Annotated in this window: 19 protein-coding genes and 1 other annotated feature; of the genes, 16 read left to right on the top strand and 3 right to left on the bottom strand. The window is 41.0% G+C overall.

Annotated features, from left to right (window positions below; all coding sequences use genetic code 11):
* Window positions 1-74 precede the first annotated feature (74 nt).
* The 7 genes from I4V84_RS14565 to I4V84_RS14535 all read left to right on the top strand — a co-directional run bounded on the left by I4V84_RS14565 (window position 75) and on the right by I4V84_RS14535 (window position 10,630).
* On the top strand, window positions 75-803 hold the full coding sequence (locus tag I4V84_RS14565) for a hypothetical protein (protein ID WP_118520129.1): 729 nt from the start codon (window positions 75-77) through the stop codon (window positions 801-803).
* Between the two features lie 12 nt (window positions 804-815).
* Entirely contained in the window at window positions 816-1,658 is an 843-nt protein-coding gene (locus I4V84_RS14560) for a serine/threonine-protein kinase (RefSeq protein WP_005333818.1), read from the top strand.
* A 13-nt stretch (window positions 1,659-1,671) separates the two neighbouring features.
* A complete protein-coding gene (locus I4V84_RS14555; RefSeq protein WP_005333823.1) occupies window positions 1,672-2,868 on the top strand; it encodes a hypothetical protein in 1,197 nt (398 codons plus the stop codon).
* A gap of 425 nt (window positions 2,869-3,293) precedes the next feature.
* The gene (locus I4V84_RS14550) at window positions 3,294-6,308 is read left to right on the top strand and encodes a glycoside hydrolase family 3 C-terminal domain-containing protein (protein WP_195992694.1); all 3,015 of its coding nucleotides are present in this window, start codon (window positions 3,294-3,296) and stop codon (window positions 6,306-6,308) included.
* A gap of 180 nt (window positions 6,309-6,488) precedes the next feature.
* Entirely contained in the window at window positions 6,489-7,199 is a 711-nt protein-coding gene (locus I4V84_RS14545; protein WP_173773991.1) for a LytTR family DNA-binding domain-containing protein, read from the top strand.
* Window positions 7,196-8,518 carry a sensor histidine kinase gene (locus I4V84_RS14540; protein ID WP_195992693.1) on the top strand — a complete coding sequence of 441 codons (1,323 nt, stop codon included), beginning with the start codon at window positions 7,196-7,198 and terminating at the stop codon, window positions 8,516-8,518. The genes I4V84_RS14545 and I4V84_RS14540 overlap by 4 nt, the downstream gene beginning before the upstream one ends.
* A gap of 79 nt (window positions 8,519-8,597) precedes the next feature.
* Window positions 8,598-8,852: a binding site (T-box leader), on the top strand.
* Between the two features lie 74 nt (window positions 8,853-8,926).
* Window positions 8,927-10,630, top strand: coding sequence for a carbon starvation protein A (locus tag I4V84_RS14535; protein WP_118580448.1), 1,704 nt, complete (start codon window positions 8,927-8,929; stop codon window positions 10,628-10,630).
* A 75-nt stretch (window positions 10,631-10,705) separates the two neighbouring features.
* Here the strand turns inward: I4V84_RS14535 and I4V84_RS14530 are convergent, their stop codons facing one another.
* From I4V84_RS14530 to I4V84_RS14520, 3 genes are all read right to left on the bottom strand, one after another.
* Window positions 10,706-12,049, bottom strand: a complete 1,344-nt coding sequence (locus tag I4V84_RS14530) for an MATE family efflux transporter (protein WP_195992692.1) — start codon at window positions 12,047-12,049, stop codon at window positions 10,706-10,708.
* Window positions 12,039-12,491: a MarR family transcriptional regulator gene (locus I4V84_RS14525; RefSeq protein ID WP_173773987.1), complete on the bottom strand. Its 453-nt coding sequence runs from the start codon at window positions 12,489-12,491 to the stop codon at window positions 12,039-12,041. Before I4V84_RS14525 ends, I4V84_RS14530 begins: the two co-directional genes overlap by 11 nt.
* A 273-nt stretch (window positions 12,492-12,764) precedes the next feature.
* Window positions 12,765-13,898 carry an ROK family transcriptional regulator gene (locus I4V84_RS14520; RefSeq protein ID WP_195992691.1) on the bottom strand — a complete coding sequence of 378 codons (1,134 nt, stop codon included), beginning with the start codon at window positions 13,896-13,898 and terminating at the stop codon, window positions 12,765-12,767.
* Between the two features lie 407 nt (window positions 13,899-14,305).
* On the opposite strand from I4V84_RS14520, the gene I4V84_RS14515 reads away from it, so the two are divergent.
* From I4V84_RS14515 to mgtE, 9 genes are all read left to right on the top strand, one after another.
* Window positions 14,306-15,925, top strand: coding sequence for a mannitol dehydrogenase family protein (locus I4V84_RS14515; protein ID WP_195992690.1), 1,620 nt, complete (start codon window positions 14,306-14,308; stop codon window positions 15,923-15,925).
* A 119-nt stretch (window positions 15,926-16,044) separates the two neighbouring features.
* Window positions 16,045-17,403 carry a gluconate:H+ symporter gene (locus I4V84_RS14510; protein WP_173773984.1) on the top strand — a complete coding sequence of 453 codons (1,359 nt, stop codon included), beginning with the start codon at window positions 16,045-16,047 and terminating at the stop codon, window positions 17,401-17,403.
* 13 nt (window positions 17,404-17,416) lie between these two features.
* On the top strand, window positions 17,417-17,728 hold the full coding sequence (locus I4V84_RS14505; RefSeq protein WP_195992689.1) for an HPr family phosphocarrier protein: 312 nt from the start codon (window positions 17,417-17,419) through the stop codon (window positions 17,726-17,728).
* Window positions 17,676-18,065, top strand: coding sequence for a VOC family protein (locus I4V84_RS14500; RefSeq protein ID WP_195992687.1), 390 nt, complete (start codon window positions 17,676-17,678; stop codon window positions 18,063-18,065). Before I4V84_RS14505 ends, I4V84_RS14500 begins: the two co-directional genes overlap by 53 nt.
* A 267-nt stretch (window positions 18,066-18,332) precedes the next feature.
* The gene (locus I4V84_RS14495) at window positions 18,333-18,701 is read left to right on the top strand and encodes an IS5 family transposase (protein ID WP_243284122.1); all 369 of its coding nucleotides are present in this window, start codon (window positions 18,333-18,335) and stop codon (window positions 18,699-18,701) included.
* An 82-nt stretch (window positions 18,702-18,783) separates the two neighbouring features.
* Entirely contained in the window at window positions 18,784-19,089 is a 306-nt protein-coding gene (locus I4V84_RS14490) for an MGMT family protein (protein WP_195477860.1), read from the top strand.
* 219 nt (window positions 19,090-19,308) lie between these two features.
* On the top strand, window positions 19,309-20,649 hold the full coding sequence (locus I4V84_RS14485; RefSeq protein ID WP_243284121.1) for a phospholipase D family protein: 1,341 nt from the start codon (window positions 19,309-19,311) through the stop codon (window positions 20,647-20,649).
* 426 nt (window positions 20,650-21,075) lie between these two features.
* Complete coding sequence (locus I4V84_RS20795) at window positions 21,076-21,252, top strand: DUF6783 domain-containing protein (RefSeq protein WP_334285795.1); 177 nt, start codon at window positions 21,076-21,078, stop codon at window positions 21,250-21,252.
* Between the two features lie 111 nt (window positions 21,253-21,363).
* Complete coding sequence (gene mgtE / locus I4V84_RS14480; protein ID WP_195992685.1) at window positions 21,364-22,758, top strand: magnesium transporter; 1,395 nt, start codon at window positions 21,364-21,366, stop codon at window positions 22,756-22,758.
* The last annotated feature ends 266 nt before the right edge of the window (window positions 22,759-23,024 follow it).

Raw genomic sequence — 23,024 nt, 5'->3', positions numbered from 1 at the left:
TTTTAAAGGCGGGATTGTTATAATTGTTTCTATAAAAAGTGCAAAAGAGAGATTGAAAAGGGTGAAATGTAACAATGGATAGGATATTGATGTTTGATCATAATATTAAAGATATAGGATTGTATACACGACCATCAACTCAAGGGGATGAGTTGGATTTGGTTGAAGATTTTATTGAATATTATATTCATAATTTTTTAAAAAGCAATAAAACAAACAATTTAGCTATATTTGTAGAACCTAAAGTTGCATCCGGATTTCCTGACATTGTATTTGCATCATATTCACCTAAAATATTGGAGAATTGGTCTGAACAAAGAGAAAATCTGGAAACGAATGATTTAAAAGTGTTATCTCAGTTATTGATGACTAAAGGAAGTACAGGAAGTGAATTGATAACAAGACTTAAGATGCCAGAAAAAGATACAATTCAGGCCATAGAAAAATTACTAGATGCACATATGATTATACGTGATCACGGCTTATGGAAACCAGTAGACATCAAAAAGATATATAATATAAAAAAATTGATTTCAGTGGAAGCTAAAATGACGGATATAAAGAAAGTTGCTGAACAGTCTCTTATTAATACATGGTTTGCATCACAATCATATGCATTAACAAGTACTTCAAATCCGCAAAGTAGTACGATTAAAAAGTTTGAAAGACAAGGCACAGGTTTGTATTGTAAGAAGAGAAGTTTTAGAAAAATAGTAGAAGCAAAGAAATTAGCATCACCGTCAAGTTATCAGTCTTTACAGTTTAATGAATGGATTGGAAGGACTGTTGCCCATTTAAGTTAGGAGAAATGAGAGATGAAAAAATTTCAAGAAATGTGTCAAGAAGAATTTGAAAAAATTGAATTGATGGCACGTGGTGGACAGAAGATTGTATTTGATGGAGTTCACAACTCATATGGAGAAACTGTTATTAAATTATATTTTCAGCTTAACGATCCCAGGTCTCTTAGGGAAATACAAATAGAAAGAGATTTAAACTTATCCATGGTACCTAAAATATATGAAACTGGAACCATAGAGTATGAGGGAACAGAGACATTATATATTATTGAGCAAAAAGTAAAAGGAACAGAATTACGGAAGGTGCTTGAAAGTGGCAAGAGATTTTCTTTAGAGGAAGCAGTGACATTTTTGGAACAGGGGTTAGAGTTTATTGCTTGTATAGAGAATAAAGGTATTGTGCATAGAGATATTAAACCGGAAAATATTATACGAGCAGATGATGGTAGAATATTTTTTCTGGATTTTGGAATTGCAAGGATATTGGGAGCAGATTCATTGACAAGAACAGGTGCAATGATGGGTCCGCATACACCTGGATATGCTGCGCCTGAGCAATTTAATAATTTAAAAAAGGAAATTGATTCTCGAGCAGATATTTTTTCACTAGGAGTTGTTACCTATGAATGTATTACAGGAAAAAATCCATTTAGAGAAGGCTCTATAAATGCACTTGAAGTCTTACAAAAGACAGAAACTATTACACCTGTACAGTATTCAATCAAAGGGGATACTCAAAGTCAGTTTATGGCATTATTAGGGGCAATGATGGGAAAATATCCTTCTAGAAGACCTAGGACTGCTAAGCAAGCAATAGATTGGTTAAAAGTAGCTAAAAAGACATTTGTTTATGAATAGAAGGGGTTAAAGAATGGAACTTTTTATACAAATGGGACATAATATGCAAGCGTTAGCTCTCGAGCATTTAGAAGAGTTTGATGGTGGAACTATTATCATTAGCCCTATGAACATTTTGCCCAATAAGGTAAAAGGTTATGCAACTAGGGTGCATAAGAAAAAAGGGAAAGTACTTGTTGATCCACAATTGTATTATCCTAGACAATATCAAAAAAAATTGTCTCAGTATGCATATTGGCCGAAGAGTGATATTACATCATTGGAAATGGGACAATTTGATACGGTAGTAGAAGAACTATCAAAATTAAATAACGAAGTTGAGGCAGAAGCGTTTTTGTTGCCTTCCATTACTGCTAAGAAAATAGACGATTTATGGAATAAAATACAGAAAATAATAATAGAAAGTGCAAAAAAATATGCACCTGATATGAAGTATATACACACAATTTCATTGAGTAGTGATGTACTTAATGATGAAAGCCAGATTGAACGGGTGATAGAGTATGTTGAAGAATGGGATGTAGAAGGTGTATATATTGTATGCGAACATCCGGAACGATATTATTTGGTGGATCGACCATTGTGGGTGTCTAATATTATGTCATTAGTAGCAGGAATTAAGAGACAGCGGAAGATGACGATTGTGGGTTATGCAAGTCATCAATTATTATGTATGGCATTAGCAAAATGTGATGCAATTGCATCAGGAAATTTTTTGAATTTAAGATGGTTTCAGCCAGAACATTTTGAAACAATAGATGATAAACAGCCTAGCCGTCGAGCGGTATGGTATTATTGTCCACAAGCATTATCAGAGTATAAAATTCCTTTTTTAGACATTGCAAAACGTATGGACCTATTAGATAGAATTGAACCTCCAGTAACGATGAAAAATAAATATAGTGAAATGTTGTTCAATGGAAGTTTACCATCATCAACAGGTTTTGGCGAAAAAGAAGCATTTAGGCATTATCTTTATTGTCTTCATAAACAATGTCAAAATAGTGTTCTGGAAACCTATGCTGAAACAAAAAATTTACATGTTTTAATGTTGGAAACAGCTGAACAATTATTATCGGGGTTAGGAAAAAAAGGAATTAAAGGGCAAGATCGAGATTTTACTGAAATTTTGGATGTAAATAGAGCAGCTATTTCAGCTTTCGATATGGCTTATCATTTTCCGCTTTCACAAGAATGGAATGATTTATAAAAAATCGTTATGCGGAGAATGATATTTGTAGCAATGACATAACATCCTCCCCACCTACTTTGTGACAATTATATAACGTCCTCTATACAGAAATATGCGGTTTTAAGCCATTTTTGTGGCAAAAAAGCCGCATATTTTTTGTAGCAATGACTTGACATCCTCGGGACGGCTCTGTTTGGAAAGTAGCCTGCCAGAATAGGATAATTAATGTACAAGATGTAGCAATTTAAAGTGTCCCAATCTGAACATTTTAAAAAGCAGGTCGGATTATTGACTTTTACACCAAGTGTTTCCGAATGGATTAATAAAACGAATGCCATAAAAACTACCGTTTATGTAAAAAAAGAACCGTTTATGTAAAATACAACAGAATCTGCTGAAATCTGATAGAATACTCCTGAAAATAACAAAGGGAGGAAATGATTATGACAGGATTTTTAGTAAATTTACTGAGCCCGGTTTTCAGCAGTCTCGGTGTAAGTCAGGCTGACCTTACATCCTATATTGAGAAGCTGATCGGCTACGTTATCGCAATCCTTGCTTTACTTGTTGTGATGATCGTAGTAATGGTTGTGGCTCATAAAGCCAAAAAGGGATTCCGTCATGTGATCCGCTGGCAGGCTGCCATTGCATTTATTGCAATTGTTGCAGTGCTTGTAAATGTAATCTGCTACGGACCGATGTACAACAACGTATCAAGTGTTTTAAACGCAAAGAAAGTAGTACTTGCACAAGAGACTACAGACCAGAGCCGTGCAACCATTCAGAAGGTTGCTGAAGAAGGAATGGTGTTACTGAAAAACGATGGTATTTTACCTCTTTCCTCAGATACAAAGAAACTGAATGTATTCGGCTGGGATTCTACAAACCCGCTGTTTGGCGGAACAGGATCAGGATCTTCTGATTCCTCCACAGCAATCGGTATCCTGCAGTCCTTAAAGGATGCCGGATATGAGACAAACGAGTCTCTTACCAAGATGTATACTGACTACAGAGCTGACCGTCCTACAATTGCCATGGCGCAGCAGGACTGGACACTGCCTGAGCCGACTAAGGAGTATTACACAGACAGCCTGATGGACGAAGCAAAAGAGTATTCTGACACAGCTGTAGTTGTAATTGGACGTTCCGGCGGAGAGGGTGCAGACCTTCCAACCGACATGAAATCTGTAATTGATGGAAGCTATGCAAAGAAAGCAGAAGAAGTATCTGTTTCCCCAGACAATTACGGATATGTAAAAGGAAGTTACACAAACAATGGAGACTATGATGACTTCGACGAGGGAGAAAGCTATCTTGAGCTTTCCAATACAGAGGAAGATATGCTGGATACAGTATGCTCCCAGTTTGACAATGTTATTGTAGTTGTAAACGCAAATAATGCAATGGAACTGGACTGGGTAGACAAATATGAGCAGATCGGTGCGGTTATCTTTGCTCCTGGAGCAGGTGCAACTGGCTTCGAAGCACTGGGCGAGATCATCAATGGTTCTGTAAACCCATCTGGAAAAACAGTAGATACCTTTGTAAAGGATCTGACAGAGACTCCATACTACAATAATATGGGCCTGAATGCTTATACAAACGTAGAAGATCTGAAAGAGCAGATCGCAGCAAATGATCCGGCTTACGAAGGAAGCATGGGATTTGTAAACTATGCAGAGGGAATCTATGTAGGATATAAATTCTATGAAACAGCAGCTGAAGAGGGTCTTATCAAGTATGAGGATATGGTACAGTATCCATTTGGATATGGACTCAGCTACACAACCTTTGACAAACAGATTGAGAATTTCAAGGATAACGGAGATACCGTCACCTTTGATGTAACGGTAGAGAACACAGGCTCTGTTGCTGGAAAAGATGTTGTGGAAATTTATTACACAGCACCTTACACAAACGGTGGAATCGAGAAAGCAGCAGCAAACTTGATCGCTTTCGAGAAAACAGATTCTATTGAGCCAGGAGAATCCCAGAAAAAATCCTTTACCATCAACAAAGAAGATATGGCTTCCTATGATTCTGAAGGTATTAAGATCTCCGGAGGCGGTTATATCTTAGAGGCTGGCGAATACACAATTTCTCTTCGTTCAGACTCTCATACAGTTCTTAGTGAAGAGAAGTTCACCGTTGATGAAGATATTGATTACAGCAAAGATGGTCGTTCTTCCGACAAAACTGTTGCAACAAACCAGTTTGAGGATTATGCGAGAGGCGACTTTGAGCAGCTTTCCCGTGAGTACGGTTTTGCAAATTATGACAAAGCATGCGGTGTGCCGGAAGAGGATGCTTATGTAATGAGCGACGAGACAAGGGCAGCCGTAGAAGAGAATGTATTTGGCATTTACGATGGAACCAAATATAACAATGATTCTGATGAAATGCCGGCAATGGGAGCAGACAACGGACTTCAGCTTGCTGACCTTACCGGAAAAGATTATGACGATGCAGACTGGGATAAGCTGTTAGACCAGCTCAGCTTCGAAGATATGGCTACTCTGATCAATGTTGGTGGATGGCAGACCGCAGAAATCAAATCAGTAGGTAAAATTGCCACATCTGACTGTGACGGACCTGCCGGATTAAACAACTTCATCACAAAGGCATTTGGAACTGCTTATCCATCTGAAGTTCTTATGGCTCAGACCTGGAACAAAGAACTTGCAAATGAAATCGGCGTTTCTATGGGACAGGAATATGTAGATGCTGATAACTACGGATGGTACGGCCCGGCTATGAACATCCACCGTACAGCATTTGCAGGACGTAACTTCGAATATTATTCAGAAGACAGTCTGTTGTCCGGATACATGGCAGCAAATGAAATGAATGGAGCAGCCACCAAGGGTATTTATCCATACATGAAGCATTTTGCATTAAATGATCAGGAAACAAACAGATGCTCTTTCCTTCTCACATTTGCTTCCGAGCAGACAATCCGTGAAGGATATCTGAAAGCATTCGAGCTTGCAACAAAGGGCTTTGAAGGAAAAGCAATGGCAGTTATGTCCTCCTTCAACTGGATCGGTACAGTACCAAGCTGTGCAAACAACGAGCTTTTGAACAACGTGCTTCGTGGAGAATGGGGATTTGTTGGAATGGTAGAAACCGATTATGACGGTTCCTATGGTTACATGATCACCGATCATTGTATCAGAAACGGAAATGATCTGATGCTTGGATTTAACAGTGCAGAGTCCAACAAACTGACAGACGAGAGCGCAACAGCAGTTCTTGCAATGCGTCAGGCTTGCAAAAATATCCTTTATACAGTAGCAAACAGCGGATATTATGCAGATGGAAATCCGGCAACCGGAATGACCAATATGACAAAACTGTTTGTAATGATTGACGTGATTCTTGCAGTTGTTCTTATTGTAGTTGATACAATTGTAATTGTACGCTGGAGAAAAAAGAAAAAACAGGCTGTAAACGAATAATTAAACAGTAATCTGGAGACATAAGTCCCCCTTTTAAATCTGGAATAAGCAGAGCAAGGAATCTGTAAAATTTCCAGAGCAAAAAAGGGGGATTTTTTTATGCGATTTTTGTCTTGCAGAGTGAGGAAAAATTATTTATTATGAAAGGAGGCGTAATAACAGGAAAAAAGGAGGACTGGCATGATCAGCATTGCAATTGTGGAAGACGAAGAAATGTATGCAAAGCAGCTTCAGCAGTTTCTGCATCAATATGAAGAAGAGAACAAAGAGATGTTTGACATTACAGTCTATTCAGACGGCGATCAGATTGTAAATAAATATAAATCCCAGTACGATATTATTCTGATGGATGTGGAAATGAAATTCATGGACGGAATGTCTGCAGCTGAAGAAATCCGCAAAATTGACACAGAGGTTGTGATCATTTTCATTACGAATATGGCACAATATGCAATCAGAGGATATGCAGTGGATGCGCTGGATTATGTACTGAAGCCGGTGTCCTATTTCGCATTTTCCCAGAGACTTAACCGTGCTATCAGCCGAATGAAAAAGCGGGAAACGAAGATCATCATGGTGAATATGAAGGGCGGCATGGTCAGGATTAATGTTGCAAATATTTATTATATTGAAAGTCAGGGACATACTCTGATACTCCATACCATACTGGGTAACTATGAGACAACGGGGAAAATGAAGGAGATGGAGGAAAAGCTTTCGGAGATGAATTTCTGCCGTGGAAATAAGGGATATCTGATCAACCTCCAGCATGTGGAACGAATCCAGGATGGATGTGCTTTGGTGAAGGGAGAAAATCTGACATTGAGCCGTGCACGAAGAAAGGTCTTCATGGAAGCCCTGACCAGATATTGGGGTGAGGTGATAAAATGACAGAATATTATCTGCCCGATATTCCAAGACTTTATACGGCACTTGCAGAGTGGATGGCTTGTCTGATTTTTATTTTGCCTTTCAAAAAAAGATTTTCACCGGCTGTAACAGGCTGTCTTGTGGCAGGTGCATTTGGAATACAGAGCGTATTTCTGATTTCTACCGGTGGGGTAAGACTGATTTTTTGGATCCCCTGTATGATATTTGCGGTTTTTCTGATGGTTGCTTTTGTTTTTTGCTGCTGTGAGATCAGGCTGACAGATGCGGCATATTTTGGAATGATTGCTTTTGTAGCAGCTGAATTTATGGCTTCTGCCGGGTGGCAGATCCTGTGTTATACAGGGAAAGAAGCATGGATGTCCTGGTGGCAGCAGGGAATGGCAATTCTTCTGATCTATGGTGTGATTGCAGTGATATTGTACAAAATTCTTCATATTCATATGCCAAAGGATGGACAGATGGAAATCACCAGAAGGGAATATTTTTCCGGACTCCTGATCAGTATTGCCGTATTTGCTGTCAGCAATATGAGTTATGTGAATGTGAACACGCCATTTACAGGCAGATATTCTTTTGAAATAGGGAATATCCGTACTATAGTAGATGTTGCAGGAATTGCAATTCTATATGCACATTTGATACAGTGCTGTGAGCTTCGGGTGAGAAAAGAACTGGAGGCGGTACAGAATGTGCTTCAGAATCAGTATGCGCAATACAAGCAGTCAAAAGAAAGCATTGAGCTGATCAATTATAAGTATCATGATCTGAAGCATCAGATTGCTGTGTTAAGAAGTGAAGCTGATCCTGGAAAACGAGAAGAATTTCTGGATAAAATGGAAGCAGATATAAAGAAATATGAAAGTCAGAACAAAACAGGAAATAAAGTGCTAGATACTGTGCTGACTACCAAGAGTCTTTATTGCGCAAAGAATAACATAACCTTTACCTGCGTTGCAGATGGAGCCTTGCTGGATTTTATGGACGTTATGGATATCTGCAGTATTTTTGGAAATGCACTGGATAATGCCATTGAATGCGAATTGAAGATTCCGGATAAAGAAAAAAGGCTGATACACGTCAGTGTTTCAAAACAGAAAAACTTTCTGCTTCTCCGGTTTGAAAATTATTATGATACCGAACTGAATTATCAGGGCGGAGCGTTTATTACAACGAAGCGGGACAAAGAATTTCATGGTTATGGGCTGAAAAGTATCCGCTATACGGTAAATAAATATGATGGCGCTGTTTCCATTGACACAAAGGAGAATTGGTTTGATCTGAAGATACTGATACCGGTCAGTGAAAATGTACAAAAATAGATTGATAAAATCGTATAATATATACAAAAAATGTATTGCAATTTTCTAAAAAAAGTAGTAAAACTTTAGTTAGATAAAGAGAAATGCATTGAACAGGACAAATTACAAAAGATAACCGGAACACAGAGAGCCGCAGACTGGTGAGAGGCGGCAGAAGGTATTTTGTGGTATCACCTGGGAGCATCCCGCTGAAAAAAATAATAACTAATTTCAGTAAGCCGGGACGTAGTCTTCACGTTACAGAAGAAGCTGTTTATACAGACAGCAGTGAGTGGTCGTGTTTAGTAATAGATACGATAATGCAAAGTGGTACCACGGAAATTCCGCCTTTGTTATCCATTGGATAGCAAGGGCGTTTTTTATATATATTAACCACTTGACTACAAATGAAAGACGAGGAGAAAGATTATGAGTGGAATTATGATGATGGTAATCGCTATCGTAGTTCTGGGCGGCGCCTATCTTCTGTATGGCCGTTACCTCCAGAACAAATGGGGAATTGACCCGAAAGCAAAAACTCCGGCTTACGAAATGGAGGATGGAGTTGATTATGTACCGGCTGATACCAATGTAGTATTTGGACATCAGTTCGCATCTATTGCCGGTGCCGGCCCGATCAATGGACCAATCCAGGCTGCCATTTTTGGATGGCTTCCGGTACTTCTTTGGATCCTGATCGGTGGTGTGTTCTTTGGAGCAGTTCAGGACTTTGCATCTATGTATGCCTCTGTAAAGAACAAAGGACGTACAATTGGATACATTATTGAAGCGTACATTGGAAAACTTGGAAAAAAATTATTCCTTTTATTCTGCTGGCTGTTCTGTATTCTGGTTGTTGCAGCATTCGCAGATGTTGTAGCCGGAACCTTTAACGGATTTGCCACAAATGATGCAGGAGAAGTGACAAAGGTAGTGGCAAATGGAGCTGTTGCAACAACTTCCATGTTATTCATTTTTGAAGCAGTTGGACTTGGATTTTTCCTGAAATACACAAAGTTCAATAAATGGGTAAATACTGCTTTTGCAATTGTGCTGTTGGTTGCAGCAATTGTGCTGGGACTGCAGTTCCCAATGTATGTAAGCCTTGGAACCTGGCACATTATTATCTTTGTATATATTCTGATCGCCAGTGTAGCTCCTGTATGGGCGCTGCTTCAGCCACGTGATTATCTGAACAGCTATCTGCTGATCTTCATGATCGTGGGCGCTGTTATCGGTGTATTTGCAGCGAACCCGGCATGTAATCTTCAGGCATTTACAAGCTTTAATGTAGATGGACAGTACATGTTCCCAATCTTATTTGTAACAATTGCCTGTGGTGCAGTTTCCGGCTTCCATTCCCTGGTATCTTCCGGTACTGCTTCCAAGCAGATCAAAAATGAAAAGAACATGCTGCCGGTTTCCTTTGGTGCAATGCTTATGGAAAGTATGCTTGCAATCATCGCATTGATCGCAGTTGCATCATTTGGAAAAGGAGAGGCTGCTGCACAGGGACTTACCACCCAGCCACAGATTTTCGCAGGTGCGATTGCAAACTTCCTTTCTGTGATCGGTTTGCCTCACTCCCTTGTGTTCACTCTGATCAACCTTGCAGTATCCGCATTTGCGCTTACATCTCTTGATTCTGTAGCCAGAGTAGGACGTCTGTCCTTCCAGGAATTTTTCCTTGATTCCGACACAGATGAGAAAAATATGAGTCCATTCCAGAAAGTGGTAACAAACAAATACTTTGCAACCATCATTACACTTGTACTTGCTTACCTGCTTACCAAGGTTGGATATGCAGAAATTTGGCCACTGTTTGGTTCTGCAAACCAGCTGTTATCTGTACTGGCACTGGTAGCCTGCGCAGTATTCTTAAAGAAAACCAAGCGTCAGGGCTGGATGCTTTGGGTACCAATGGTATTTATGATGGCAGTTACCTTTACCGCACTTGGAATGACAATTGTAAAGCTTTCCAAAGCATTTGTAACAACAGGTCTGGATCTTGGAAATTCTTTACAGCTGATATTTGCAGTATTACTGTTAATACTGGGTGTGCTGGTTGCAATCCAGGGTATTAAGAAGCTTTTGGAAAAACCGGAAACTGAAAAGAAAGCAGAACGGGCATAATAAGAATAACCCCGTCATAAAATAAGTCCCCAACGCAGTACATTTTACAGACTGCGTAGGGGACTGTTTTTTTACTTATTGCCTGTTATTGATTTTTTTGTTGAAGTACAGAAAGAAAATTACATTAAGCAAAATGCCTACCAGTGTGGAGGCAGGTGCTGCCAGACCGATTTTTGTCAGGCTGGCATCAGGCTGAATGCTCATATAATATGACATTGGAAGACGCACCAGAAGTGTCTGGAACAATCCCTGAAACATAACCCACAAGGTCTGATTATTTCCGTTAAAATAACCAACCATACTAAACATAATTGCTGTTAAAATTGTTTCAGGTGCGAAGCCCTTCAAATACTCAAAGCCTTTCTGGATAACTGCTGCATCAGTTGAGAACAGGCTGGCAAGTATATCACCCTTCAATAGAATCAGAACAAAAACCAGACATCCGAATAGCAGTCCGACTCCGATTCCGGTGAACATAGAATGCTTTGCACGCTTTGGCTTTCCAGCGCCTACGTTCTGGGAAACGAAGGAGGCCATGGACTGCATCAGTGCGCTTGGAATCAGCATGGCAAAGTTTACAATTTTGCAGGCAACCCCATATCCGGAGGAGGCTTCCAGCCCTAATCTGTTTACAAATGCACAAAGTGCCAGGAAGGACATCTGGGTAAGAAATTCCTGGAGAGCCAGAGGCAGTCCGATTCCCAGAAAACGTTTACATTGGGAATTAAAACATAAGTCGGATTTTTTGATGGAAAAGGGAAGCTTCTTTTTCAGCAGGATGACGATCGCACATACTACACTGACCGCCTGTGCGAAAACGGTTGCGAGAGCTGCGCCGGCAGCATCCAGATGAAGCCCTGCAACCAGAAATAAATCTCCGAAAATATTTACAATACAGGCTACCAGAACGAATAAAAGCGGCGATTTACTGTCACCAAGCCCGCGGAAAATAGCAGAAAGCAGGTTATAGGCAACAATGAAGAAAATACCGCTTCCACAGATTCTTACATAGCTTGTGGTAAGTGAAACAGCCTCCTCAGGAGCCTGCATAAGCACGGAAATAGGGTGGGCGAAAGCAATCATTACAATAAAAAGTATGGCAGAAATGACAGCAAAAACAACTGCAGCACCGCCAATAACAGAGCCAATCCGTTCCGGCTTTTTTTCGCCAAGATAGCGGGCTATGAGGACTGTGATTCCCATAGCAAACTGTGTTACTACAAAAGTCACAAGGTTCAATACCTGACTGCCGGTAGAAACAGCAGACAGCCCGGATGTAGAGCCGAAGCGTCCAACTACCAGAAGGTCTACTGCACCATATGCTGCCTGCAGTATAAGGGCACCAAGAATCGGCAGCATAAAAAGGGCAAGCTTTTTCAGAATGCTTCCCTGTGTAAAATCATTTTTTTCATTTGTCAAGGTCAATTCTCCTTTCACACATAATCTTATAAAATTTCTCCATGGTCCGGATGGTACATAGAATGTCCTCCTCTGGAATACTGTCTACATAACCGGATAGAATAGTAAAGTACTGTTTGTTGTACTTCTCTGAAAGGGCTTTTCCGGCTTCTGTAACAGTCAGATAGGTAATCCGGCCGTCCTCTGCAGATGCAAGCTTTTTCACATAGCCTTTGGCTTCCATGTCCTTCACTGTACGGGTTACACCGGGACGTGGGAGGGAAAGAGCGTCACTTACATCGGATATCTTCACTCGAATACCCTGTTTTTCCAGTTTTTCAATGATATCCAGATATTGAATAAAAGAAGATGCAACTCCATCTGGCAGAGGCGGCAGCATATCTCGGATTCGCTTGCCCTGATAACAGGCATCCATCATACGTTTGATAAGTTCAATGTCCATAGTTATTTCTCCTTACAAAAAAATAATTACCACTGTTAATTAACAACGGTAATTATAATAAGAGCGAAAACTTTTGTCAAGAAAAATGTGTAATTACATATTTTGCATTGATTTTTTAGGTTACTGTTTATTGGTAACATTCTGCGAGGTGTTTTTTGTAAGCAAAGCTCATAGAAAAAACGAGAACCTCGGCGCGAAATCATGCGAATGCATGATTTCTGTGCATCCCGAAGCGTGTTGCTGGTCACAGAGTGAACAGTAGCTTTTTTAGTGTCAAACTGACTGGATAAATTCCTTCACATAAAAAAGTGCAGCCCCGATCGCAGGTGTATACTGCCCATGTGTGCCCACGAGAATCTGTTCTTCTTTCAGCTCAAATGGAGTCATGGAATTGATCTGCCGCAGCAGATAATCCGTGTCATCTTCCGTAAAATAAGGTGCCAGATATCCACTGATAATGATGGGTGCATCAATAACCAGATTCAGGTTTTTCATTGCAAAAGCCAGATGTTTCAGATAATCCTCCCAGATTTGTATAAGCTGGGGGGATTTTTTTTCTCTTAAAAGAGGAAAAAATTCCTTTATAGTCATGCCGCTGGCCTGTTCCAAGGAGTTGGCAGAGCAATAGGTTTCCAGACAGCCCCGGTTTCCGCAGTAGCAAAGCGGTCCGTCAGGGTTGACGCATATATGCTCGATTGTTCCGCTGTGCATAGAACATCCCTGGTGAATCTGGTGATTGGTGATAATGGCACCGCCAAGATTTCGATTCAATAAAAGGACAACAGCGCTGTCAAGCTCCGGATGATTCCACAATTCCAGAAAAGCAGCTGATTTGGAGTCATGTTCCAGATGGCAGGGATAAGGCAGATGCCTGGAAAAATCCTTTAGACGCATACCGGTGTTGTTCATAATGTTTCCGTAGATAACAGTGGTATTATCCGGGGAAGTAATTCCCTGGGTAGCGATGGAAACCCCCAGAATTTTATTCTCCGGATACTGGTTTTTGTCAATAAAGTCCTTGACTTTGTCAGTGATCTGCTGGTAATACGCAGCTGTGTTTGAGTAGGTAAGCGGAATTGTATCCGTATAGACCGTGTTTCCGTACAGATCAATGGCGGTGATATGAAACATATTTTTTAATATTCCAACACCAATGGAAATTCTGAAATCCGAAACAGTCTGAATGGCATTGGCCTTTCGTCCTCCGGTGGAATCAAAGTAACCATTTTTCTCAATCAGCCCTTCATTTTCCAGAAGATTTAAATTCTGGCTGACAGTAGACAGACCCATCTGCAGATCTTGAACGATCTGTAGCTTTGAGGTCAGTTTGCTCCGGTAAATGTATTGGTAAATTTTGGAACGGTTTATTTTCTTTAAAGCAATGGTGGTTAATCCTTTTTCACTCATGATGGTCTCCTGGTTATGTCTTTAGTACAACATAAGGTTAGTGACTGCTAATAAATATTCAAATAGGTAATGTTACTGTCCATTGGTAACAAAGCTTGTATTGCAGACTATGAAGTGAACAGTAATCATGTAATCTTTACTTTATTAGATAATGTTAAGTCTTACTTGCATTTTAGTATAGAACAGTTAAAAAAGCAATAAGCAGAAAATTACTGGTAAAACCATACAAAAATTAGAAACAAAAATTAGAATTTCTGTCAATGGATTTTTGAAAAGAAAAGATATATACTCGACTTACAATTAAGACATACACATAAGTTAAAACAAAAAGAAACATAAAGAACAACAAAACAGATTGGGATTGAGAATCAGATCTGTACAATAAGAAAATTAGGGAGGAACAGAACATGAAATTAACATTAAACGGAATCAAAGAGCATGAAGCATGGGAAAATGCAGGAATCCAGCTTCCAGGTTATGATGTGGAGAAAATATCTGCCAAAGCGAAAAAAGCTCCGGTATGGGTACATTTTGGAATCGGCAATATTTTCCGTATATTTATCGGTGGTATTGCAGACGGACTTCTGGAAGAGAGAATTCTGGACAGAGGAATTACCTGTGTGGAGACCTTTGACTATGATGTAGTGGATAAGATTTATGAGCCATATGATAATCTTGGATTAAACGTAATCCTTCATGGAGACGGAACCCGTGAATATAAGGTTCTGGGCGCTCTGGCAGAAGCTGTAAAGGCTCAGTCTTCAGACTTGGAACAGTGGAACCGTCTGAAAGAAATTTTCACCAGCAAATCCCTTCAGATGGCATCCTTTACCATCACGGAAAAAGGATATGCATTACATAAAGCTGACGGAACCTGGTTCCCATTTGTACAGGCTGATATCCAGAATGGTCCGGACAAAGCTACAGGTGCTATGGCAGTTCTAGTGGCAATGCTTTACGAGAGATATAAAGCAGGCAAATATCCGATTGCCCTTGTATCCATGGACAATTGCTCCCAGAATGGTGCAAAGCTTCGTGAGTCTGTGCTGACCATGACAGAAGAATGGAAGAAAGCCGGATTTGTAGATGATGGATTTATAAGCTATGTAAGTGATGAGAAAGTGGTTGCTTTCCCATGGACCATGATCGATAAGATCACACCTCGTCCCAGTGAGCAGATTGCAGCTGACCTTGAGAAGCTTGGCGTAGAAAGCATGCAGCCTGTTATCACAAGCAAGAAAACATATATTGCACCATTTGTAAATGCTGAGAAACCACAGTATCTTGTAATCGAGGACAGCTTCCCCAATGGACGTCCTGCTCTGGAAAAAGGTTTCGGCGTATACATGGCAGACAGAAATACAGTAAATCTTTCTGAGAGAATGAAAGTAACGGTATGTCTGAATCCGGTTCATTCTGCAACTGGTCCTCTTGGCGTGGTTCTTGGATATGACCTTTTTGCCCATATGCTGAATACAAATGAAGACATGATGAAAATGGCACGTATGGTAGCCTATGGTGAGGGTCTTCCGGTAGTTGCTGATCCTGGAATCCTTTCCCCACAGGCATTTGTGGATGAGCTTTTTAACGATCGTTTCCCAAATGAATACCTTGGCGATACCAACCTTCGTCTTGCTGTGGATGTATCCCAGATGGTTGGAATCCGTTTTGGAGAGACTGTAAAGGCATATGTGAAGAGATTCGGGAATGCATCTAAGCTCACAGCAATTCCTCTTGGAATCGCTGGCTGGTTAAGATATATGCTGGCAGTGGATGACGCAGGGAATAAATATGAACTGGCACCAGATCCGATGAATGAGGAACTTCAGGAACAGTTAAAGGATATTGTTATTGGAAAGCCTGAGACTTTTAAGAATCAGCTGAAACCGATCCTTTCTAACGAGCGCCTGTTTTTCACAGATCTTTACAAAGCTGGTGTGGGAGAGAAGATTGAGAACATGTTCAGGGAAATGATCGCAGGGCCGGGAGCTGTGAGAGCTACAATTCATAAATATGTTACAGCGTAATAAATTTATCTGGGATGCACTATGCTGATAAGTCCCGAATATAGGATAGCAAAAATGCGGGTGTTGTTATCTGTTTAATTGTAGACTATTGAATGAGAAATTTGGGGAGGAAATACAAAATGACAGAACCGGTATTTGTGGCAGAGTCAGCCAGACTGCTGATCGCGGCAGGGACAGGAATTATATTGCTTCTGCTTCTTATCATTAAATTTAAGATTCATCCGATTTTATCACTGCTGATTTCAGCATTGGTTATTGGGCTTGGAGCCGGAATGCCGGTTCCAACCCTGGTAAGTACAGTGGAAAAAGGTGCGGGTGATACCTTGCAGGGAATTGTCCTGCTAATTGGACTTGGCTCTTTGTTTGGAGGAATCCTGGAAGTATCAGGAGGTGCACAATGTGTTGCCCAGACTTTGATCAATAAATTCGGTGAGAAAAAATCTGGAATTGCATTGGGAATCACAGGGCTGGTAGTTGGTACAACCGTATTCTTTGAGGCTGGCGTGGTGATTCTCATTCCACTGGCATTCGGACTTGCAAAAAAGACAAAGAAATCTACTTTATATTATGTGATCCCTCTTCTGGCTGGACTTGCCACAGGCTTTGCATTTATTCCGCCATCAGCAGGCTCTGTCCTGGTGGCAAATATGCTGAACGTGGATCTTGGCATTATGATAGCAGTAGGTGTGCCTGTTGGAATTTTGTCACTGATTTTTGCCGGTATTTTATGGTCAAAATTTATCGGAAGTAAAATTGATGCAGGACTTCCTTCAAATATTCAGGAAGTTCGGGAAGCCGAAGAAGGAAATCTTCCGAAGTTTTCTACAGTGTTATGTATTATCCTTGTACCATTGGTACTAATTTTGTGTAACACACTTTCAACTTATATTCCTGGTATTGCTCCGGCGAGACCAGTGCTGGAATTTCTGGGAACTCCATTTGTAGCGCTGATCATTGCTGTGTTGTGTGCCATGTACTTCCTTGGAAAAAAACAGGGATATGATGGAGAGCAGTTAAAGAAAATTCTGGATCGTTCCCTGCGCCCTACAGGACAAATCCTACTGGTAATTACTGGCGGCGGAATTGTCCGCTGGGTGCTTCAGGACTGCGGAATGGGAAATATTATTGGACCAGCCCTTGAAAAAAGCGGACTTCCGTTAGTATTGATTGCTTTTCTCATTGCAGCACTGATCCGCTCGTCCGTTGGAGCTGCTGTGGTAGCCATGACAATGGCAGCTGGAATCATGGCCGCTATGCCTGGAGTAGCAGGACTGTCACCACTTTATCTGGCTGCCATGGTCTGTGCCATCAACGGAGGAGCAACTGCTTTCAGTCATGTAAATGATTCAGGCTTTTGGCTGGTCAGTTCCCTTCTTGAGATTGATGAGAAAACGACTTTGAAATCCTGGACCATGATGGAAACCATTATTGGAATTACAGGTCTGGTCTGTGCTATTGTGATTAGTCTGTTTGCGTAGGAGCGTGAAAGCGATGAAAATAAAAGTAACATTGGGAACTATGCAGAATGCAAGTAAATTGGTCATTATTGCAGAATCAATTTCCTGCGATGTGGATCTTTGTTATAGACGCTATATTGTGGACGCGAAATCCATGCTTGGAGTCTTAAGCCTGCCGGATTTTGCATATGGAGAATTGCAGATTCCAGTTGAGACGGAAGAGGAAAAGAGGCGGATTTTAGAAAAACTGGCTGAAGCCGGGCTGTTATATGAGAAAAAAAGGAGGAGAAATAATGTTAAGGAAGCAGTTAAATGGAATTCAGCATGTGGGAATTCCTACAAATGATATAGAAACAACCGTTGAATTTTATAGAAGGCTTGGATTCGAGGTCGCTTTGCAAACTGTCAACGAGGAAGCAAATGAGAAAGTTGCATTCCTCAAGCTGAATAATCTGGTAATTGAGACATATGGGAATAAAGCTGCTAAAATGGAATCAGGCGCTATAGATCACGTTGCAATTGATGTAAAAGACATCGAAAAAGTATATGAACTGATCAACCATGCTGGTTTAAATACCACCAGGGATACGATCCATTTTTTACCATTCTGGGAAAACGGAGTCGGATTTTTCACAATTAAGGGACCGAATAAGGAAAAGATAGAGTTTAGCCAGTATCTGTGATACCCCGGCGGGAACATTCAATTACCCATCCGTAAATCAAGTAGGAAAATACAGAAAGAAGGCATATGCCATCACACTTGGAGTAGTCGGTGTGATGGCATTTTGATTTACGAGGGAGTCTTATATTCAAATTGTCCAAATGGGTACAACATAATTTTCCCTGTCGATTACGCCTACGCTAGAGCCTGTTTGAAAAATAAAAGTTGCACAAAACATATATTCTAATACCCATTTTCATGTTAGAATAAAGAAAAAGGGGTGTTAATTATGTTGAGACGATACGAATTAACCGATGAAGAAAGGAACCGTATAGCTCCATTACTGCCGCCTGAAAATTCCGGAAAACAGGGACGCCCCCAAAAGTGCAGCCGGACAATTCTGAAAGGAATTGTTTGGATTGCTCGTAGCGGAGCTCCATGGCGAGACCTTCCAGAACGTTATGGTTCCTGGCAAACTGTTTATTCCCATTTCCGTAAATGGATTGAAGACGGCACCCTTGATAATATTTTTCGTGTTTTGAGCTTAGAAGCCGAATTAACAGAACTGTCAATTGACGCTTCTATTGTCAAAGCTCATCAGCATAGTGCTGGAGCAAAAAAAGGGGGCCACCAAACGAAATACTACATGGCAAAATAGAAATGAATAAAAGTAGGTGACAAAAGTTATGATTGACGATCCCTTTTCAGATTTACTGAAAACAAACAAGCGCAAAGAAAATATCTCCAAATTAAACGATGATCTTGCCTATGAGATTCTTTCCGTGGTGGAGGAAATTCCGGCGGGGAGAGTGGCAACCTATGGACAGATCGCGAAGCTGATCGGGCGGGAGAAGAATTCCAGATTGGTGGCGGGAGTGTTGTCACATGCAGAGAACTATGGGAAGTTTCCCTGCCATCGGGTGGTGAACCATATGGGGAGGCTGGCACCGGGGTGGACAGAGCAGGAGTGGCTGCTGAAAGAGGAAGGAGTTACTCTGAAAGAAAATGGTTGTGTAGATTTGAAGAAATATTTGTGGGAATGTTGATTTTAGAAAGGGTGTATAACGATAAAGAAAAATCTAAAACGAATACGGAATATATTTTTATGGTTTTTACTTATTGTAGTACTGGTAAATGTTTTTGCACCGCTGTATTGCAGGAAGCCAGATGAAAAATTTGCGGAAACGCTGAAACAGACAGAATTTACTTCCGATACGTCAGGGGGCGAACGGATCCGCTGTATTGATGATAATGAAGAGGCACTTTTGTGGCGTCTGCGGATGATTGGAGCGGCGAAGAAGAGTATTGTATTGGCAACCTTTGATCTGCGGGCAGATGAAAGCGGAACAGATCTTCTTGCAGCATTGGATCAAGCTGCCAAAAGAGGTGTGGAAATCAAACTGTTGATCGATGGTATTTACCAGCAGCTTTTCTTGAATGGAAGTAAAGACTTTCAGGCGTTGGCAGCGAGGGAGAATGTAGTTGTTGGTGTTTACAATCCGGTGACTCCAGCAGGCTTATTTAAGCTGAATTACCGTATGCACGATAAATATGTGATCGTGGATGACGAAATGTATCTACTGGGTGGACGCAACAGCAATGATATTTTCCTTGGAGATTATACCACGGATATCAATGTGGACAGGGATATTCTGGTGTGGGATATCACAAAGGGCGAGGGAGAATCTCTGCAGGAACTGGAAACGTATTTCCGGCAGATATGGAATGAGGACTGCGTGCAAATAAAGGGTGGAAGAAAAAAGAATAGTTCAGATATTTCTGTGTCAGAAGAAGCATCGGATGACAGTGAGGGTGCAGAAAGCAATTTAAAAAACTCAAATATTGTGAATGGAATACCGAATGTTGAAAATGAAATTGCAGACGAGACACAGGAAAAGCTTTCAAAGTACGAAAAACAGTACCAGTCTTTAGAAATGCGTTACGCTTCCCTGAAAGAAAAATACGCCGATATTGAAGATTACAGCTCCTGGCAGGAGGATACCATTCCGGCGAATAAAATTACGCTTGTCAACAACGGAACCCATGCAGGTCCCAAAACGCCCCTGGTACTTCAGACAATCCGCTATCTGGCGCAGAACGCAGAAAATGTAACGATCCAGACCCCATATGTGATCTGCAACGGATACATGTACGACACTTTAAATGAGATCGCGTCCCATGCCCAGTTAAAGATCATTCTTAACGCAGTAGAAAAAGGCTCCAACCCCTGGGGCTGCACCGACTACCTGAATCAGAAAAAGAAAATTCTGAATACCGGTGCCGATGTATATGAGCTGATGAACGAGGTTCCAGTTCACACAAAAGCTGTTCTGCTTGATGACCGACTTTCTGTCGTCGGATCCTATAACCTGGACATGAGAAGTACTTATCTGGATACGGAATTAATGCTTGTTATCGACAGCAAAGAACTGAATCAGCAGATTCAGTCCACGGAAGGTACTTACATAGAAAAAAGTAAAGAAGTTCTGTCAAACGGACAGGAGACCGAAGGAGCACAGTACGAAACGAAAGTGCTGAACTGGCAGAAAAAGCTGTTCTATGGAGTATTAAGAATTATAATAAGACCATTGCGCCAGTTGCTGTAATTGATATCGTGTTGATTCTTTTGAGACGGCTTTTGCCGTCTCTCTTTTTCTATTTGCCCACAGAAAAATGACAGCTATGTAAAGAAATGGAAAGAAACTTGAAAAAATCAGGTGAAAAATCAGGTAAATAGCAAAATAGGAATTGATTTTTTGTATAAAAGCAGTTAGAATGACCTGTGGGAATAAAATATATTCCCACAAAATCTAAGAACAAAGGCAGGTGAACAGAATGGATAGTTGCGATTCTCATGGGCGAAGTAGTTGCATAGGATGGAAAAACGAAATGACAGATGAGCATCGCACACATTCTGTTCTTCTTTTCATGTAAAAGGCGCATTGCGCTTAAGAACACTGTTTCATTTCTTTTTTCTATCCTATGAGTTCTTCAGAAGAATCCAATATTCCCTAGAACCTGTTTGAAAAAGCATTTCCGCAATCTGCGCTCCATTTTGCAGTATATTTTACCCGAATTCGGTTGCCGTAGCCCACTATGGTGCCCTCATTCTGGTAAAATCTCCCACAAATTGTGACGTACATCTTGCAGAAAACCTTTTTCAAACACGCTCAAAGAACAGAAAAGCTATACGCTTATATTCTGTTTAAATACGGATTTTACTGTCCGTAAAAATGGACTTTGTATAAGTCTGTCAAAAATACATAAGATAAACACCTGGAAATGGTGAACTGTCTTATTGTCAGATTGGAGAAAGTAGGATGGAGAAAAGAGTGCAGGACTACACCCAGGATATTCTGGCTGTAGTAAGAAGTAATACCTCTCCGGCAGCTATGAGCGATAAGCTGGGAGATTTTCATGCCAATGACATTGCAGATGCAATGCCGAGGCTGACTGTTCAGGAACGCTGCAAACTGTACCGTATTCTGGAACTGGATATGCTGTCCGATGTTTTTGAGTATACGGACTCAGATAATGCAGCAGAATATGTGAAAGAGATGGATGTGAAAAAAGGTGCAGCCATTCTTTCACGTATGGAGACCGATGCCCTTGTAGAGGTTCTTCATAAGATTGATAAAGCCAAAAAGAAATTGCTGTTCGAATTAATGGACGATGATGTCCGCCACGATATTGAGATGATTGCTTCCTTTGATGAGGATGAAATCGGCAGCCGCATGACGACCAATTGCATTATCATTCGTGAGAACCTGACTGTGAAGCAGGCTATGAACAGCCTTGTAGAACAGGCTGCTAAGAACGATAATATTTCCACAATCTTTGTGGTAACCGAGTCACAGAAATTTTACGGAGCCATTGATCTGAAAGACCTGATCATTGCAAGACAGGATAAATCCCTGGAAGATCTGGTGGCAACCTCTTACCCATATGTATATGCCGAAGAGGATATTGACGACTGTATCGAAGAACTGAAAGCGTATTCCGAGGATTCCATCCCCGTGCTGGATAATGACAACCGCCTTTTAGGTGTTATCACATCTTCCAATATCATCGACCTGGTTGATGATGAAATGGGAGAGGATTACGCCATGCTGGCAGGTCTTACCGCAGAGGAAGATCTGAAGGAACCGCTGAAAGAGAGTATGAAGAAACGTATGCCATGGCTGATCGTTCTTCTTGGTCTTGGAATGGTTGTATCCTCTGTAGTTGGTGTCTTTGAGAACGTAGTTACCCAGCTTCCCATCATCATGGCCTTCCAGTCCCTTATATTGGATATGGCCGGAAACGTCGGTACGCAGTCCCTGGCTGTAACCATCCGTGTCCTGATGGATGAGTCCCTCACCGGCAAGCAGAAGCTGGAACTTGTATTTAAAGAAATGCGGATTGGTCTTTGCAATGGTGCGTTGCTTGGTATATTGTCCTTTGTACTCATTGGACTTTACATTTACTTATTTAAAGGAAAGACTTTGGTATTTGCATACGCCGTATCCGGCTGCATCGGAGTCGCCCTGCTCCTTGCAATGCTGATCTCCAGTGCCGTAGGTACCTGTATCCCACTGTTTTTCAAAAAAGCAGGTGTAGACCCCGCCGTAGCCTCTGGCCCATTGATCACCACCGTCAACGACCTTGTTGCTGTTGTGACATATTATGGACTTGGCTGGGTATTCCTCATTGGAATCCTTCACCTGGCAGGTTAATAAGATTGTATATTGAAAGCTCTTTAGGAAGTCAATAAAAATTCCTAAGGGGCTTTTTTATGGTTAAAAAGTTCTTCAGGAGGGACGCATTTGGACAATGTGTATTACTCACTCGCCGGCGCAACGCTCCAGCAAACTAAGCGCTAACTGCGACTAATGCGTTCGGGAGAGCCCTCACGCATAAGTCTACGTAAGCGCTGGATTTCGCTTACGCTAAGAACGCGCCTGAAATGGCTCGCTGGAGTAATACACATTGCCCAAATGCT

It is taken from the genome of Ruminococcus sp. 1001713B170207_170306_F1, assembly GCF_015668065.1.
In the GTDB taxonomy this organism is placed as follows: Bacteria; Bacillota; Clostridia; order Lachnospirales; family Lachnospiraceae; genus Blautia_A; species Blautia_A faecis.
The sequence above is the reverse complement of the archived record's forward strand: the minus strand, read 5'-3'. Positions and strand labels throughout refer to the sequence as shown.

Excerpts from the sequence above, each read along its gene's own strand:
- I4V84_RS14565 (WP_118520129.1), top strand. The coding sequence starts at position 75 with ATGGATAGGATATTGATGTTTGATCATAATATTAAAGATATAGGATTG.
- I4V84_RS14560 (WP_005333818.1), top strand. The coding sequence starts at position 816 with ATGAAAAAATTTCAAGAAATGTGTCAAGAAGAATTTGAAAAAATTGAA.
- I4V84_RS14555 (WP_005333823.1), top strand. The coding sequence starts at position 1,672 with ATGGAACTTTTTATACAAATGGGACATAATATGCAAGCGTTAGCTCTC.
- I4V84_RS14550 (WP_195992694.1), top strand. The coding sequence starts at position 3,294 with ATGACAGGATTTTTAGTAAATTTACTGAGCCCGGTTTTCAGCAGTCTC.
- I4V84_RS14545 (WP_173773991.1), top strand. The coding sequence starts at position 6,489 with ATGATCAGCATTGCAATTGTGGAAGACGAAGAAATGTATGCAAAGCAG.
- I4V84_RS14540 (WP_195992693.1), top strand. The coding sequence starts at position 7,196 with ATGACAGAATATTATCTGCCCGATATTCCAAGACTTTATACGGCACTT.
- I4V84_RS14535 (WP_118580448.1), top strand. The coding sequence starts at position 8,927 with ATGAGTGGAATTATGATGATGGTAATCGCTATCGTAGTTCTGGGCGGC.
- I4V84_RS14525 (WP_173773987.1), bottom strand. The coding sequence starts at position 12,491 with ATGGACATTGAACTTATCAAACGTATGATGGATGCCTGTTATCAGGGC.
- I4V84_RS14520 (WP_195992691.1), bottom strand. The coding sequence starts at position 13,898 with ATGAGTGAAAAAGGATTAACCACCATTGCTTTAAAGAAAATAAACCGT.
- I4V84_RS14515 (WP_195992690.1), top strand. The coding sequence starts at position 14,306 with ATGAAATTAACATTAAACGGAATCAAAGAGCATGAAGCATGGGAAAAT.
- I4V84_RS14510 (WP_173773984.1), top strand. The coding sequence starts at position 16,045 with ATGACAGAACCGGTATTTGTGGCAGAGTCAGCCAGACTGCTGATCGCG.
- I4V84_RS14505 (WP_195992689.1), top strand. The coding sequence starts at position 17,417 with ATGAAAATAAAAGTAACATTGGGAACTATGCAGAATGCAAGTAAATTG.
- I4V84_RS14500 (WP_195992687.1), top strand. The coding sequence starts at position 17,676 with ATGTTAAGGAAGCAGTTAAATGGAATTCAGCATGTGGGAATTCCTACA.
- I4V84_RS14495 (WP_243284122.1), top strand. The coding sequence starts at position 18,333 with ATGTTGAGACGATACGAATTAACCGATGAAGAAAGGAACCGTATAGCT.
- mgtE (WP_195992685.1), top strand. The coding sequence starts at position 21,364 with ATGGAGAAAAGAGTGCAGGACTACACCCAGGATATTCTGGCTGTAGTA.